Annotated in this window: 16 protein-coding genes; 12 read left to right on the top strand and 4 right to left on the bottom strand. The window is 41.9% G+C overall.

Annotated features, from left to right (window positions below; all coding sequences use genetic code 11):
* The first annotated feature begins 97 nt into the window (after positions 1-97).
* From AM279_RS14230 to AM279_RS14215, 5 genes are all read left to right on the top strand, one after another.
* Positions 98-427: a YtxH domain-containing protein gene (locus tag AM279_RS14230; RefSeq protein ID WP_054408698.1), complete on the top strand. Its 330-nt coding sequence runs from the start codon at positions 98-100 to the stop codon at positions 425-427.
* A gap of 15 nt (positions 428-442) precedes the next feature.
* The gene (locus AM279_RS14225; protein ID WP_054408697.1) at positions 443-799 is read left to right on the top strand and encodes a hypothetical protein; all 357 of its coding nucleotides are present in this window, start codon (positions 443-445) and stop codon (positions 797-799) included.
* A 2-nt stretch (positions 800-801) separates the two neighbouring features.
* Positions 802-1041, top strand: a complete 240-nt coding sequence (locus AM279_RS14220; RefSeq protein ID WP_054408696.1) for a DUF6327 family protein — start codon at positions 802-804, stop codon at positions 1039-1041.
* 137 nt (positions 1042-1178) lie between these two features.
* Positions 1179-1319 (top strand): hypothetical protein, encoded by a 141-nt coding sequence (locus tag AM279_RS20675; RefSeq protein ID WP_160316454.1) that lies wholly within the window; start codon positions 1179-1181, stop codon positions 1317-1319.
* Between the two features lie 2 nt (positions 1320-1321).
* On the top strand, positions 1322-1567 hold the full coding sequence (locus AM279_RS14215) for a hypothetical protein (protein ID WP_054408695.1): 246 nt from the start codon (positions 1322-1324) through the stop codon (positions 1565-1567).
* A gap of 69 nt (positions 1568-1636) precedes the next feature.
* On the opposite strand, the gene AM279_RS14210 is transcribed toward AM279_RS14215, so the two are convergent.
* From AM279_RS14210 to AM279_RS14200, 3 genes are all read right to left on the bottom strand, one after another.
* Complete coding sequence (locus AM279_RS14210; protein WP_054408694.1) at positions 1637-1957, bottom strand: EF-hand domain-containing protein; 321 nt, start codon at positions 1955-1957, stop codon at positions 1637-1639.
* 110 nt (positions 1958-2067) lie between these two features.
* Entirely contained in the window at positions 2068-3063 is a 996-nt protein-coding gene (locus AM279_RS14205; protein WP_054408693.1) for an SPFH domain-containing protein, read from the bottom strand.
* Between the two features lie 157 nt (positions 3064-3220).
* The gene (locus tag AM279_RS14200) at positions 3221-4006 is read right to left on the bottom strand and encodes a hypothetical protein (RefSeq protein WP_054408692.1); all 786 of its coding nucleotides are present in this window, start codon (positions 4004-4006) and stop codon (positions 3221-3223) included.
* A gap of 54 nt (positions 4007-4060) precedes the next feature.
* On the opposite strand from AM279_RS14200, the gene AM279_RS14195 reads away from it, so the two are divergent.
* The gene (locus AM279_RS14195; protein WP_054408691.1) at positions 4061-4729 is read left to right on the top strand and encodes a hypothetical protein; all 669 of its coding nucleotides are present in this window, start codon (positions 4061-4063) and stop codon (positions 4727-4729) included.
* Between the two features lie 32 nt (positions 4730-4761).
* Here the strand turns inward: AM279_RS14195 and gltX are convergent, their stop codons facing one another.
* Positions 4762-6276 (bottom strand): glutamate--tRNA ligase, encoded by a 1515-nt coding sequence (gltX, locus tag AM279_RS14190; protein WP_054408690.1) that lies wholly within the window; start codon positions 6274-6276, stop codon positions 4762-4764.
* 227 nt (positions 6277-6503) lie between these two features.
* Here gltX and AM279_RS14185 point away from each other — a divergent pair, with 227 nt between their 5' ends.
* From AM279_RS14185 to AM279_RS14160, 6 genes are all read left to right on the top strand, one after another.
* Complete coding sequence (locus AM279_RS14185; RefSeq protein ID WP_054408689.1) at positions 6504-9854, top strand: DUF4175 family protein; 3351 nt, start codon at positions 6504-6506, stop codon at positions 9852-9854.
* The gene (gene ybeY, locus AM279_RS14180) at positions 9847-10272 is read left to right on the top strand and encodes an rRNA maturation RNase YbeY (RefSeq protein ID WP_054408688.1); all 426 of its coding nucleotides are present in this window, start codon (positions 9847-9849) and stop codon (positions 10270-10272) included. The genes AM279_RS14185 and ybeY overlap by 8 nt, the downstream gene beginning before the upstream one ends.
* A 30-nt stretch (positions 10273-10302) precedes the next feature.
* Entirely contained in the window at positions 10303-11718 is a 1416-nt protein-coding gene (locus AM279_RS14175; RefSeq protein WP_054408687.1) for a T9SS type A sorting domain-containing protein, read from the top strand.
* 148 nt (positions 11719-11866) lie between these two features.
* The gene (mnmG, locus tag AM279_RS14170) at positions 11867-13738 is read left to right on the top strand and encodes a tRNA uridine-5-carboxymethylaminomethyl(34) synthesis enzyme MnmG (protein WP_054408686.1); all 1872 of its coding nucleotides are present in this window, start codon (positions 11867-11869) and stop codon (positions 13736-13738) included.
* An 11-nt stretch (positions 13739-13749) separates the two neighbouring features.
* Entirely contained in the window at positions 13750-14262 is a 513-nt protein-coding gene (locus tag AM279_RS14165; protein WP_143090395.1) for a hypothetical protein, read from the top strand.
* Positions 14263-15117 (top strand): class I SAM-dependent methyltransferase, encoded by an 855-nt coding sequence (locus tag AM279_RS14160; RefSeq protein ID WP_054408684.1) that lies wholly within the window; start codon positions 14263-14265, stop codon positions 15115-15117. It abuts the gene before it with no gap.
* The last annotated feature ends 118 nt before the right edge of the window (positions 15118-15235 follow it).

Here is a 15235-nt window from a genome sequence, read left to right as displayed (position 1 = left end):
ACGTTAACGGTCATTTAACATCCTACAAATGTTAAAATGCGCTATCTTTATAATATTGATTCATCAACGTAAATTATTAATTCAAAAAACTAATATTATGGCTGGTAAAACCGGAACAATTGTAGCAGTACTTGCAGGTGCTGCTGTGGGTGCTGCAATAGGCATTTTATTCGCACCTGATTCAGGATCTAAAACACGTAAAAAAATTAAAGACGGTGTAAGCACCAAGGCAGATGAAATTAAAGACAAGCTTGCCGAGCTTACCGAAACCGTTAAAAGCAAATTTGGCCATGCCAAGCAAGACCTTGAGAGTAGCCTTGACAGCCTTGTAACAAGCGCTAAAGATGAGGCCGATGATGTAATTGCCACACTTGAGCGCAAGCTTGAAGAGCTTAAAAAAGGAGCTAAAAACGCTGCTAAGGCATAATTATAAACCACCGCTATGGCATTTGAAGAGATAAAGGAAAACGCAGAAGACTTAAAAAATGAGGCTAAAAGGCTTATTGATGCTAACCTGAAGTATTACAAGCTTTGGGGCTTTAAGCTGCTCATGAAGTCTACAGCCATGATGCTCAAGCTGTTTTTGCTTGCCACCATGCTGGTTATAGTTACCCTTTTCTTTTCAATAGCGCTGGCGCTGGCCTTTGGCTACTGGTTTGATAATTTTGCACTGGGCTTTTTGGCAGTAGGTTTTATATACCTTATTATGGCCATTGTAATTTACAAGGTTCAGGATAAGATTGTAGAAGGCCCGCTTATTGCCACCTTCTCTAAAATGTTATTTAAAAAATACGAATAGCCATGCCCGTTACTAAGATATACAACAGCTTTGCCGAAATAAACCAGGACCTCGAAATTTTAAAGCTTGAGAAAGACCTGGCCTATGCCCGCTTTAAAAAAGACCTTAATGAGGCTAAAGACAGCCTTACAGTTGAAAATATAGTAGGTGAGAAGCCCATGAGGGTTGCAAAGCTTTTAGGGGCCTTTAGCGGGCCTATTAAGAGCGCTGCCCTTACCTGGATTTTCAAGAAGATTTTTTAAGAAAGCTTCTTAGCCACTAAGCATATAAGCCGTACTGCACAAGTATGGCTTTTTTATTGTATTTAAAGCTAAGTAATTAAGCGTCTCAGGAGCTTAGTAGCTTTTTACTATATTTGCTGTAACCAAGCATATCCTCTATGGAAACAATAATCACTGATTTTAGCATAAGCCTATTTTTTTGGCAGCTGTTTAATATACTGCTGGCAGTATTCTTTATTTATTTTATGGTAAAAGTTATCAAGTACATTAACAACAGGCAAAAGCTGCAAAACAGGTAATTATGAAACAGGAAATACTTTTAGAAGATAAAATAGCTAACGCCTATGCTATGTTTGTCCTTATTTTAATGCCTACTTTCAGTAAGTGGCTGCCTGTTTGGTGTATAGCTTTAGTAGGAGCCGGTGCATTTATATTTGCAACCAGAAAATTCATCCGCAATAAAAACGAAGGCAAAAGCAACGTAAGGTTTTATATAGGGCTGGGCTTTATAGCGTTATCTGTTATAATGGGCATTTTCTTTTGGTAAGAAACTACCCTAAAACATTAAAGCCGTACTTATTAACAGTACGGCTTTTTCTATTATTTAAGCAGTGGCTTATTTTTGTTTAGGCTTAAGAACAGCTTTTTTATCTTGCCTGAATTCTTTTTTGTCTTTCAGGTAAGCTTTTAATTCCGGCTTTTCAACAAAGTTATCTTTGTTTGTATCTATCTCTGCAAAATGTTCATTAAGGTATCCCTTAGGGCCTTTTTCGGCCTCAGCCTTGCTAATTTTTCCGTCTTTATCGGTATCAATATCTTCAAAAGCATCTTTAGCTTTTTGAAGCCTTTCTCCCTTTATCACTTTTTCCTGTGCCACAGCTCCTGCGGTGGTAAATAATCCTGCCATAAGCAGCAGGGCAAAAACTTTTTTATTCATAATGCTATAATTTTATTGTTTACCGGTTTAGATTCACAATCTGTGCCGAAGTTTAATCTAAAACGCTAATTTAACAAAAAAGGCTTTCAGTATTGAAAGCCTTTTTATAATTATACCTCAGTATTTTCAGGTGCTGTACCGGTTTCATCGGGGTTTTTGTAGTCAGGCTTTTTATATCCTGATTTGTCTTTATCCTTACGCGGTTTCTGCATGCTGTTGTTTACCTGTCCGCTTGCCGCAAAAGAAACAATCATGTTATTAAGCATATCGCTTGCCGCCTGTGGCGAGTTAGGCAGTAGTATAAGGTTACTGTTAGTGTCGCCGCCTATGGCCTGTAGTGTGTCATAATGCTGCGTTACCACAATTAGTGCCGATGCCTCCTGGCTGTTAATACCCACTTGGTTAAGGGTATCAACACTTTCTACAAGGCCGCGTGCAATTTCACGGCGCTGGTCTGCAATACCCTGTCCCTGTAGCCTTTTGCTTTCGGCCTCAGCCTTAGCTTTTGCTACTATACGAATGCGTTGTGCTTCAGCCTCATATTCAGCAGCTGATTTCTCACGGTCGGCCGCGTTAATGCGGTTCATGGCGTGTTTTACCTGCGGGTCCGGGTCAATATCGGTAATCAGGGCGTTTATAATATCATAACCATAGGTGGTCATGGCTTCGTTAAGTTCGCGTTTTACAGCAATGGCTATATCGTCTTTACGCTCAAAAACATCATCAAGTTTAAGTTTGGGCACCTCGGCACGCACTACGTCAAACACGTAGCTGGTTATCTGGTCGTGCGGGTATTGCAGCTTGTAGAATGCCTCATATTCTTTTTGCTGTATTACCTTAAACTGTACTGAAACCTTCATTTTTACAAACACGTTCTCTTTGGTCTTGGTTTCAATAATAACATCAAGCTGCTGGATTTTAAGGTTAATCTTGCCGGCTATTTTATCTACCACCGGAATTTTAAGCTGTAAGCCCGCCTGGCGCACCGAAAGGAATTTACCAAAACGTTCTACCACCACAGCCGTTTGCTGTTTAACGGTAAAGAACGACGAGAAAAAGATTACTACTAAAATAAAAAGAACAATGTAAATAGGAATGCTTTCCATAATGTATTGATTGTTGGATTTAAAGTACTAACACAATAGTGTGTATATATTATACGCACAATTTGTGTAAATGTTACCAATAACTGCAAAACATTATGTAAAGGTAATATCAGGGCCATAAAAAAAGCCTCCGCATTTGGGAGGCTTCTGTTTGGTTTTAAGGTATGTAAGTAAACTTTCCGTTTAGGCTATACTGGCTGTTTATGTAAGTATCGCAAAATGTAAAGGTTATGGTGCCGTTGTTGTTTTCAACAAAAACAAATTCGCCGTCAGGGGCAAGGGTACCGCTGTTGTCCTGGCCATTGGTGCTAAATAATATCCTTACCTTCCATACAGAGGGGGTATCTTCATTCTTAAATATTTGTGTTGTAGAGTAGGTTCCTGTTGCCGGCGGTTGCTGGTGTGTTTCATAAAACTGTAGGGTAACCACGGTATTATTGGCAAGTGGCTCTGTAAAATACTGTATATTACCGTTATCATAATTAAGCCAGCTGGTTTCTTTTACCACATCGTTAACCGTAAGTGTTGCCGTTCCTGTAGCTATCTGGTTATCCAGCTCCGGGCTGCACGAAGACGGCAGTGTAGTAAAGGTAACAACCTCGCCATATCCTGTACCGTTGCTGTTAGTGCCAAAAGCCCTGTAATAATAGGTGGTATTATCCTGTAGCTCATCATACACCCCATAAAATACACCCTCTCCTGTTCCGGCAACAACTTTAATGTCGTTAACAGTAGGCAGTGCAGATGTAGTGCTTAATACCACTCCGTTTTCGGTTACGCGGCTACCGGCATCGTTATATACCTCGCCACCTATTTCGGCATGGGTATCCTGAATATTGATGGCTTCAAAAGTAGTTACAAGCGGAGTAGCAGTAATAATATTTTCAACACCACATGATGTTAGCACTAATGGCAATGAAAACAGCAGAATTTTTTTTTTCATGAGAAGAATATTTAGCCGCAAAAATATGATATTTGCCGTTCAGAACTTCTCAACATGAAAAAATTTCTCCTCCTGGGCATTTGTTTACAAGCATTTTGTCTATTTGCACAAAATAAACGCACCTTTGGCCTTACTGCCGGCATAAACGAATATTATGCAAGCCCCACGTTTATAACTTCTAAATCAGGCACGGGTTTATCTGCCGGGTTAGTAAAGGGGTTCAGGCTTTCTAAAAAATCAGATTTAGTGTTTGAAGGCAGCTTTATATGGTTCAATACCAAATTTTATGGGCAGGACATGAGGCAAAACGACCCGGAATGGATTAAGTTTAACAGTAAGCGTGTGGGGTTATCGGCTTTGTATTATTATGACCTGCTGCGCCTTAAAAAAGAAAACATTACGTTTGGCCTGCATGCCGGGCCAACGGTTACCTACATCAATAATTTTACTATGCCCGAAAAAGAAAGCATGTATTATGAGCTTTACCCGTATGATTATCCGGCAGGTAACATGAAAATATCGTCAGTTAAAGGTGAGCACCTTAATGCATTTGCCACAGTGGGCCTAAATGTGTACCATAACAACATGGAGCTTAACTTTCGCTACAATTTTGCTATAAACAGCCCGTATAGAAAGCTTGATACAAATACCGGGGCCATAAATATTGGTGGTAAAGATGATTTTGCATCAATTACATTTACCTACTATTTCTTTAACAGATAAAAAAAGCCTCCCAAATTTGGGAGGCTTTTTGTTTATCCTAAAACTTCGGCAGCTTTGTTTATCCTGCCTATGGTTTCTTCTTTGCCTATTATCTCGATGATATCAAACAGGTGGGGGCCTTTTAAATCGCCTACAAGCGCTAAACGCAGCGGAGGCATAACTTTACCCATACCCAGGCCTTTTTGTTCAATCCAGGCCTTTACAACGCTTTCTGTATTGGCAGATGTAAAATCAAGCGTGTTTACCAAAATATCAGCCAGTTCTTTAAGTATGGCACCGGTTTCGGGCTTCCATTGTTTTGCTACTGCTTTTTCTTCAAAAGATGATGGCGTAACAAAAAAGTAGTCGCTTAATGCCCAAAGTTCACTGGCAAAAGTGGCACGCTCTTTAACAAGGCCTACCACTTTTTCAACAACTTCTATAGACTTGTTAATACCCTGTTCAACCAGGTGGTGGTTCAGTTCAGTAGCCAGTACGTGGTTATCTGCCCTTTGGAAATACTGGTGGTTAAACCACTTGTTCTTCTCCGGGTCAAACTTGGCGCCTGCCTTATGCACACGCTCAAGGTCAAACAGCTGCACCAGTTCATCAAGCGTAAAGAGTTCCTGCTCAGTGCCCGGGTTCCAGCCCAGCAGCGCCAGGAAGTTTACCACTGCCTCAGGTAAAAAGCCCTGCTCACGGTAACCCATAGACGATGTTCCGTCGGCATTATTCCATTGCAGCGGGAAAACCGGGAAGCCCAGCTTATCGCCATCGCGCTTGCTCAGCTTGCCGTTGCCCACAGGCTTAAGTATAAGCGGAAGGTGTGCAAACTGTGGTGCATCCCATCCAAAAGCCTTATACAGTAATTCGTGCAGCGGCATACTTGGCAGCCATTCCTCTCCACGGATAACGTGAGAGGTTTCCATAAGGTGGTCGTCTACAATATTGGCCAGGTGATACGTTGGCATACCATCGCTTTTAAACAACACCTTGTCATCAAGCAGGTTAGTATCAAACTTTATATCCCCACGGATAATATCGTGTAAAAACAACGTTTCTCCGGCAGGTATCTTAAAACGGATAACATAATCCTCGCCGGCCTGTATGCGCTTTTGCACTTCTTCTGCCGGAAGGCTCAATGAATTATCCAGTGTTCCACGGGTCGCATGGTTGTATATAAACGTTTTGCCTTCGGCTTCATCGGCTTTGCGCAGTTCGTCAAGCTTTTCAGCGCTGTCAAAAGCATAATACGCCCAGCCGCTGTTAATAAGCTGCTGTGCATATTGTGCATACATTTCTTTACGCTCACTCTGGCGGTAAGGGCCAAACTTTTCGTTTACACCCACACCTTCGTCAAACGGTATGCCCAGCCAGTTAAGGGCTTCTACAATATATTCTTCAGCGCCGGGCACAAAGCGGTTTTGGTCGGTATCTTCAATACGCAGGTAAAAAGTACCGCCGTGTTTTTTGGCAAATAAGTAATTAAAAAGGGCAGTGCGCACACCGCCAATGTGCAACGGGCCTGTAGGGCTGGGTGCAAAACGCACGCGTACCGGTCTTGACATGGCTAATAGATTTGTTTAAAGGTGCAAAGATAGGTATTTGGATTTTTGGATTATTCGATGATTCGATTTTTCGACTAACTGCAAAATACACTCTCAAACCATCAAACCATCGAACAATCGAACAATCGAATCATCGAATCATCGAACAATCCAAAATTAACGCCTCTGCATCATAAGAATTTATATCTTTATCGGTTATAAACAATTACACGTAATTTATAAACATTTTGGAAGCAAAATCCCTCATATACGCCAAACTCGAAGCCTTTATCAGGAAGTTTTACACAAACGAGGTTATCCGTGGAACAATTTTGTTTACCGCCCTCGGCCTGTTGTATTTTATTTTTACGCTACTCCTGGAGTACTTTTTATGGCTGCCCCAGGGCGGGCGTACAGCGCTCTTCTGGATTTTTATTTTGGTAGAAGCCATTCTCCTGGCACGGTTTATTTTGTTTCCGGTTTTTAAATTGTTCAAATTGCAAAAAGGCATAGGCTATAAAGAGGCTTCAACTATAATAGGCAACCACTTTAGCGAGGTAAGCGACAGGCTAACCAATTTCCTGCAACTTAGTAACGAGGTTCAGCAAAGTGAACTGCTGCTGGCATCTATCGAGCAAAAGGCAAACAGCCTACAGCCTATACCATTTACCAATGCCATAAATTTTAAAAAGAATTCAAAGTACCTGCCGTATGCTGCTGTACCGGTACTGCTTATTTTGTTTTTCCTTATCAGCGGAAACAGCAAGGTAATTACCCAAAGCTTTGATAGGGTTGTGCACTACAACACGCACTATGCACCACCGGCCCCGTTTGAATTTATTGTGGTGAATAACCCACTTATTGCACAACAGGGCGCCGACTTTACCCTTGAGATTAAAACACAGGGCAGCGTTATTCCGGAAAATGCCATGATAAACATAGGCAGCGAAAACTATTACCTGGAAAATGTAAAGCCCGGCATATTTACCTATACGTTTGAAAAGCCAACAAAAGCCGTCAGCTTTCAGCTTTCAGCCAATAACGTAACCTCTCAGCCGTATGAGCTAAATGTGGTGGCCGTGCCTACCATTGCCAATTTTGAGATGGTGCTTAACTTTCCGGCCTACCTTGGCAAAAAACAGGAGGTAGTACAGGGTACAGGCAACGCCGTAGTGCCCGATGGTACTAAAGTTACCTGGAAAGTAAACGCTGTGGCCACTACCGACATACAATTTAGCCATGATGGTGCACAACAGGCCTTTGTAAAGGAAGATAACACCTTTACGCTTAGCAAAACCATCCTGCAAAATACCGAATACCAAATACTTACCAGCAACAGCAAGGTTAAAAACCATGAAAAGCTGCAATATCAAATCACTACGGTTAAAGATCAGTACCCTACCATTAGCGTACAAAGCGCCCCCGATAGTCTTAACCTGAAAAAAGATTATATACTGGGCCAGCTGAGCGATGACTATGGCCTTACCAAACTACAAATTGTATACTACCCGCAGGATAACCCTAATGCTGCCAGGCGTGGAACACTACCCGTAAAGCGCGAACCGGTTGACCGTTTTTACTACAGCTTCCCCACGGGGCTCGATGTTAAGGCCGGGGTAGATTATGAATACTATTTTGAGGTTTTTGATAACGATGCCGTGCACAACTATAAGAGCACAAAGTCGTCGGTTTTCTCACACCGCGAACTTACCCAGTCCGAAAAAGAAGACAAGGCATTGCAGGAACAAAACAGCAATATCAACAGCCTGGAGAATGCCATTAAAAACCAGGATAAGCAAATGGGGGAGATGGACAAGCTTCAGAAAATGGGTAAGGAAAAAAAGGAGCTTGACTTTAAAGACCAGAAAAAGGTTGATGATTTTATTAAACGTCAGCAAATGCAGGAACAGCGCCAGCAGGAACTGAGTAAAAAACTGCACGAAAACCTGGACCAGTTTATGCCGGAAAAGGAAGACGAGTTTAAGCAGGAGCTTATGAAACGCCTTGAGAAAAACGAAGCAGAAGCCCAAAAAAATGAAAAGCTTCTGGAAGAGCTTAAGGAATTAAATAAAAAACTGAGCGAGGAAGAACTGTTCGAAAAAATGGATCAGTTTAAGAAAAACGCCAAGAGCCAGATTAAAAACCTGGAGCAGCTGGTAGAACTTACCAAGCGTTATTATGTAGAAAAAAAGGCAGAACAAATTGCTGAGAAACTGCAACAGCTTGCCGAAAAGCAGGATAAGCTGAGCGAGAATAAAGATAACAATGCACAAAAACAAGACCAGCTGAATAAAGAATTTAACCAGCTGCAAAAGGAAATGCGCGAGCTCGATAAGCAAAACCAGGAACTGGCCAAGCCTATGGATATACCTGCCGATGAGAAAAAGGAGCAGGGTGTAAAGAGCGATATGGACGATGCCAAAAAGGAACTTCAAAAAGAAGAACAGCAGGAGCAAAACAGCGATAAGCAAAACGAGCAGCAAAAGGAAGAACAGAAAAAAAGCAAGCAAAAGGCAAAGAACAAACAGAAATCGGCTTCAGAAAAAATGAAGCAAATGGGTGCCGATATGATGCAAAGCATGATGGGCGGCGAAATGGAAATGCTTCAGGAAGATGTAAAAATGCTACGCCAGATTCTGGATAACCTGTTGGCTTATTCATTTTCGCAGGAAGATGTAATGGGTCAGTTTCGTGGCAACAACAGGCATTCATCAAACTTTGCTAAAAACCTAAAGCGCCAACAGGATTTAAAGCAACAGTTCCGCCATGTAGACGACAGCCTTTTTGCCATGTCACTACGCAACCCGCGCATTAGCGAAGACATTACCAAAGAGGTGGGCAACGTGCATTATTATGTTGATAAGGCACTGGCCGACCTTGCCGAAAATGCAGTAGGCCGTGGCGTAAGCAACCAGCAATATGCCATAACATCGGCTAATAAGCTGGCCGACTTTTTAAGCGATATGCTCAACAACATGCAAATGGAAATGAATGGCCAGGGCATGGGTGGCGGCAAGTCTAAACAGGGTCAGCAGGGCAATGAGCCGCAGCTTGGCGATATCATTCAAAAGCAGGAAGGGCTTTCTAAAAAAATGCAGGAAGGCATGAAAGGTAAAGACGGTAAAGGCAAGCAGGGTGAGGGTCAACCAGGAGGTGAAGGCCAGGGTGGAGAAGGAGAAGGCAGCGAGGGAGATGCCGGTAAAATACTGGAAATTTATAAAGAGCAGCAGCAACTGCGCGAACAGCTACAGCAAATGCTGGAAAAAGAAGGCATGGGCGGCAATGGCCAGGCAGCGGCTAAAAAAATGAAAGACATAGAAAAGCAGTTGCTCAATAAAGGTTTCGACAACCAAACACTGGAAAAAATGCAAAACCTGAAGCACGAATTGCTAAAGCTTGAAAATGCCATGAAGCAGCAGGGGCAGGACAACAAACGCCAAAGCCAAACCAATAAAAAAGACTATAATAACACCAGTAACCAACTGCCTGAAGCCCTAAAGGAATATTTAAACGGCGTAGAGATATTAAACAGGCAATCACTACCTTTGCGCCCTAATTTCAACCAAAAGGTTCAGCAATACTTTAAAAACAATGATTAGCTTTAACTACGAAACCGGATTTGATTTAGATAACGAACAGGAATATGCCGACTGGATTGGCCGTGTGCTGGAATCCGAAGACAAGACGGAAGGCGAAATAAATTACATTTTTTGTGATGATGCCTACCTGCTTGAAAAGAATATTGAGTTCTTAAACCACGACACGCTTACCGATATTATTAGTTTTGATTATACCATGGGCAACCTGATTAGCGGCGATATTTTTATATCTGTTGAAAGGGTAAAAGACAACGCCATTGATTTTAAAGTTGACTTTATTGATGAGCTTAAACGTGTAATGGTACACGGTGTTTTACACTATTGTGGCTATACCGACAAAACCGAAGAAGGCGAGCAGGAAATGCGCGCTAAAGAAGATGAAAAGCTGGCTATGTTTAACGACCAAACTGAAGTTTAACCAATCATAATTAATTATAAATCCTCATAAATGAAGAAGTTTTTTACATTATCTGCTTTTGTATGTTCGCTGGCGTTATCTGCACAAACGCTAGCATTAGATGCTGATTTTAATCAGGGGGGTACAGGAGTAACCAATGGTGCAGTAATAAACGATGTTTTTCTTTTGAACGGCGGCAAGATTTTAATAGGCGGCGGTAGTTACTTTAATTCTTATAACGGAATCCCTGTTGCTGATTTTGCATGCCTTAATCAGGATGGTTCTTTAGACGAATCTTTCAACATTAGTCTTCCTGGTGGGGTAGCATGCATAGCTGGTGCTGATGATAAAATTTATGTTGGAGGGGCTTTTTCTAACTGTAACGGAAATCCGGTTAACCAGATTATAAGGTTAAACAGTGATGGTAGTCTTGATTCTGAATTCACATCTTCGGTTGTGTTTGACAGCACCCCCGGTCTTGTAAAGGTTATTTACAGTATAGCTGTAGATGCAAACGGTAAGATTCTTGTGGGAGGGGATTTTAAAACGCCTGAAGGCAACAGGTACACAATTATCCGTTTGAATGCTGATGGCTCATTAGATACTACGTTTGCCTATAATGGAGATTATAATGGTGTACTTACAAAAGCTGATGAAATTATTGTTTTGGCTGACAACAAGATTTTGGTAGCCGGAAACATGAATGATGACAGTGATACTCTTTATAAAGGCCTAATAAGGCTTAATGAAAACGGTACTATTGATACTACATTTAATTCTAAGTATTATGTTAGGGGTGTTGTACATGATGTAGTTTTAGAGTATGATGGCAAGATAGTTGCAGCCGGTTTTTTTGATGTTCCTACAGGTAATACTGTTGCAACCTTAATCAGACTTAATGATGATGGTAGTATAGATGAGTCTTTTTCGGTTACTACTGCTCAAAATAGTTATTCTGCCAATAGAATTTTAGATATTGAAAAGTATAATGGGAAATATCTGGTTTCTGGTAAGTTTGATGCTTATGGAGATCATGAAGTTCATGATATGGCATTGATTAATTATGATGGCAGTATTGATACTTCATTTAGTATTGGCGCAGGTGTTGACTTCCATTTAACGAAAGCTGTTGCACTGAATGATGGCAAAATATTGGCTGCTGGTAGCTTTATGCAGTTTAATGGAGAATCAAAGAGAGGTATAGTGCGATTAATTGGCACCGTTGTGGGTGGTAACAAATTTACGGAAGCATCGTCTTTTGTTTATAAGGCAAACGATTGTTTTAATATTGTTTCAGACAATGAAATTGCTAATGTAAGTATTTATGATGTGTCAGGTAAACTGATCTATACTGCACAAGCGGAAAGTAACAATTTAGCACTTGAAAACACTTTTAGCAATGGTGTTTTCTTTGTTAATGTTAGTTATCAAAACGGTAGTACATCTCAACATAAGATATTGAATTAACTTTGTTCCACGTGAAACATCGTGATACAATACCACAAACAACGTTCCACGTGGAACGTTTTAAAATTGAATTAAATTTGTGTTCCACGTGGAACACAAAACAAAAATAACCGTTTCACGTTCCACGTGGAACAAATGAGAAAAGAAAATGTTTCTGGAAGAATATGATGTAATAGTGGTGGGTGCGGGTCACGCAGGCAGCGAAGCTGCCGCCGCCGCGGCAAATATGGGGTGCAGTACATTGCTGGTTACCATGAGCTTGCAAAACATAGCCCAAATGTCGTGCAATCCCGCTATGGGAGGTATTGCAAAAGGGCAAATTGTGCGCGAAATCGACGCCCTTGGCGGGTATAGCGGTATTGTGACAGACAAGACTGCAATTCAGTTCAAGATGCTGAACAAGTCAAAAGGGCCTGCCATGTGGAGCCCGCGTGCACAAAGCGACCGCATGCGCTTTGCCGAAGAGTGGAGGCTTATGCTGGAGGGTACAAAAAACCTCGACTTTTACCAGGAAATGGTAAAGGGGTTGATTATAGAAAACGGCTGTATAAGGGGTGTTAAAACATCTCTGGGGCTCGAAATAAAAGGTAAAACCGTAGTGCTTACAAACGGCACATTCCTAAATGGGTTAATCCATATTGGGGAGAAACAGTTTGGCGGTGGCAGGGCAGGAGAGGGTGCTGCTTACGGCATTACCGAAGACCTGGTTAAAGCGGGCTTTACTGCCGGCAGGATGAAAACCGGTACGCCGCCGCGTGTTGATGGCCGCTCTTTGGATTATTCTAAGATGATAGAGCAGCCAGGCGATGTAAACCCTGATAAATTCTCTTACCTTGATACAACCAAGCCGCTTGTAGAGCAGCGTTCATGCTTTATGACTTACACAAGTGAGGAAGTACACAACCAGCTGCGCGAAGGGTTTGACCGTTCGCCAATGTTTAACGGGCGCATCAAAAGCCTTGGGCCGCGCTACTGCCCGTCTATAGAAGATAAAATTAACCGTTTTGCCGATAAAGACCGCCACCAGCTGTTTGTAGAACCAGAGGGATGGAATACGGTTGAAGTATATGTAAACGGCTTTAGCACCTCCCTTCCGGAGGACGTGCAGTTTAAAGCGCTGCGCAGTGTTGCAGGCTTTGAGAATGTAAAATTCTTCCGTCCAGGATATGCTATTGAGTACGATTATTTCCCGCCTACACAGCTTAAGCATACGCTTGAAACCAAGCTTGTGGAAGGGTTGTATTTTGCCGGGCAGATTAACGGTACTACAGGCTATGAAGAAGCTGCATCACAGGGCTTAATGGCAGGTATAAACGCTGCGCTTAAAGTGCAGGAGAAAGACCCATTCATTCTTAAGCGTAATGAGGCGTATATAGGCGTTCTTATAGACGATCTTATTACCAAAGGAACCGAAGAGCCGTACCGTATGTTTACCAGCCGTGCTGAGTACCGCACGCTGCTGCGCCAGGACAATGCTGATTTTAGGCTTACACCGCGTTCGTTTGAAATTGGCCTAGCATCTGAAACGCGCCTGCGCCGTATGGAAAAGAAACGCGATGAGAGCGATGCTTTTGTGAACTTCTTCCGTGAAACAAGCCTAACGGTAGATGAAGCCAACCCGGTGCTTATAGAAAAGGAGTCGGCGCCCATTGTGCAGTCTGATAAAATGTTTAAGATATTCAGTCGCCCGCAAATTGAGCTTGAGGATATTTTAAAGTTTGAAAAAGTGACCAATTATATTGCTGCACACAACCTGGATAGGGAAGTGGTAGAGCAGGCCGAAGTCCAGGTTAAGTACAGCGGTTATATTGAAAAAGAAAAAAACAATGCTGATAAGCTTAACCGCCTTGAGGATGTAAAAATTCCGGCCGACTTTGATTATGATAAAATTAAGTCGCTATCCTATGAGGCTCGTGAAAAGATGAAAAAAATACGCCCCGTTACTATTTCGCAGGCAAGCCGCATTAGTGGTGTGTCTCCGGCCGATGTTTCGGTGCTTTTAATACATATGGGACGATAATGGTGTTTCACGTGGAACGAATTTTAAAAACCCTCTCTTGGAAAGGGTTTTTGGTGTTTTTAGTGGTGGCCCTGTGTAGCGCCTCTTGCATTACGCAGCGGGGCAACCTGCAAATAGTAGATTATACACTTTTGCCTAACGGAAAACAAACCCTTGGGCATGATGAAGGCCTTACGGCGTTTATTTTTGAGAATAATCCGCGAAAGCGCCCTTTTGTGCAGTTTTTGGCCGATAAGTACGGAATAGGTACCTATGAAGACGTACAGTATAACGTTGACCTCGATGGGCACACGTTTACCGTTTATTTATATGATACTGCCGAGCTCAATAAATATTTTGATATGAGCCAGTTTATGGTTACCCAAAATGAAACCGATGCTAACATTGTGGGCAGTACCGCTAAATTTCTTGGCCTTTCTATAGTAGATGACTATAACCAGGATTGTTTGCTTAGCAACTCGCTATATCAAAACATTGCTGTAAAATATCTTTTAAACTTAAAGAACGAATATTATAACCTGTAAATGGATTTTACAAATAAACCGGTTTACATTACCGTAAAAGACCATTCTGTTTCACGTGAAACATTTCAGCTGCTCCTTGACCAGGAGCTTCAGCTTTTAAAAACCCATCCGCAACCCGCACTTCAGGACTTGGGCAAATATTATGAAAGCGACGATTATATTAGCCATACCGATGGCAAACGTTCGCTTTTTGAAAAACTGTACCACACTGTTAAGCAAAAAGCCCTGCGCGATAAGATTAAGCTTGTACAACGGTTTCAGCCCGCAAAAGGCGAAATACTGGATATTGGTGCCGGTACGGGCGATTTTCTTGTGGTGGCAAAACAAAACGGCTGGAACATTACCGGTGTAGAACCCAGCCCCAAGGCAAAAGATATTGCAAAAGGTAAAGGAGTCGTATTTGCCGAAGATTTGGCTTCAATTGCCTCGCACAGCAAAGATGTAATAACCATGTGGCATGTTTTAGAGCACGTGCCCGATGTGCAGGCCCAGATTGCCGAATTAAAACGCATACTGAAACCAACCGGTACATTAATTGTGGCGGTGCCCAATTATAAATCGCACGATGCGCAATACTACAAAGAATTTTGGGCAGCTTATGATGTGCCCCGTCACCTGTGGCATTTTAGTAAAACAAGCATCCAAAAACTTTTCGCGGCACAGCAAATGGATTTGGTACAAACCCTACCTATGAAATTTGATAGTTTTTATGTAAGCCTGCTTTCAGAAAAATACAAAACCGGAAAAATGAATTTTGTGGCTGGTTTTTGGCGCGGATTGCAGTCAAACCTCAAAGGGAGCCAAAATGGCGAGTATTCGTCGCATATTTACGTGCTGCAGAACACTAAAAATTAAAATAAGCGCTTTTACGGCGCTTTTTTGCTTTAAAACGTGCCGTTGGGTTGGCTTTTTTAGAAAACGGCTTAAAACGCTTTATTTAAAGCCGCTTTTTAAAGAAATTGCTTATAATGGT

It is taken from the genome of Flavobacterium akiainvivens (assembly GCF_001278115.1).
In the GTDB taxonomy this organism is placed as follows: domain Bacteria; phylum Bacteroidota; class Bacteroidia; order Flavobacteriales; family Flavobacteriaceae; genus Flavobacterium; species Flavobacterium akiainvivens.
The sequence above is the reverse complement of the archived record's forward strand: the minus strand, read 5'-3'. Positions and strand labels throughout refer to the sequence as shown.